General features: G+C 48.0%; 1 tRNA gene and 1 rRNA gene. Both read right to left on the bottom strand.

The features are described 5' to 3' along the window. Nucleotides 1-288: 288 nt before the first annotated feature. Nucleotides 289-364, bottom strand: a tRNA-Glu gene (locus ACLJPQ_RS22475). 85 nt (nt 365-449) lie between these two features. Beyond that, nucleotides 450-523, bottom strand: a 16S ribosomal RNA gene (locus ACLJPQ_RS22470); the annotation flags it as partial.

The following is a 523-nucleotide window of genomic DNA, read 5'->3' as shown; positions in this document are numbered from 1 at the left end:
CCCTTCATCGCCTCTGACTGCCAGGGCATCCACCGTGTACGCTTAGTCGCTTAACCTCACAACCCGAAGATGTTTCTCGCGATTCATCATCGTGTTGCGAAAATTTGAGAGACTCACGAACAACTTTCGTTGTTCTGTGTTTCAATTTTCAGCTTGATCCAGATTTTTAAAGAGCAAATATCTCAAACGTGACTCGTAAGTCAGTTTTGAGATATTAAGGCAGGTGACTTTCACTCACAAACCAGCAAGTGGCGTCCCCTGGAGGTTTGACCTCATCAGTTTGAACGCTGGCGTCCCCTAGGGGATTCGAACCCCTGTTACCGCCGTGAAAGGGCGGTGTCCTGGGCCTCTAGACGAAGGGGACACTGAAGTCTCAATCGCAAGACGCCTTGCTATTTACTTTTCATCAGACAATCTGTGTGAGCACTTCAAAGAACAGTTCTTTAAGGTAAGGAGGTGATCCAACCGCAGGTTCCCCTACGGTTACCTTGTTACGACTTCACCCCAGTCATGAATCACAAAG

Origin of the sequence: Salmonella sp. SAL04213, from assembly GCF_046550535.1 — a bacterium.
Classification (GTDB): Bacteria; Pseudomonadota; Gammaproteobacteria; order Enterobacterales; family Enterobacteriaceae; genus Salmonella; species Salmonella enterica.
Note: the sequence above shows the minus strand (reverse complement) of the source record. Positions and strands in the feature narration are given on the sequence as shown.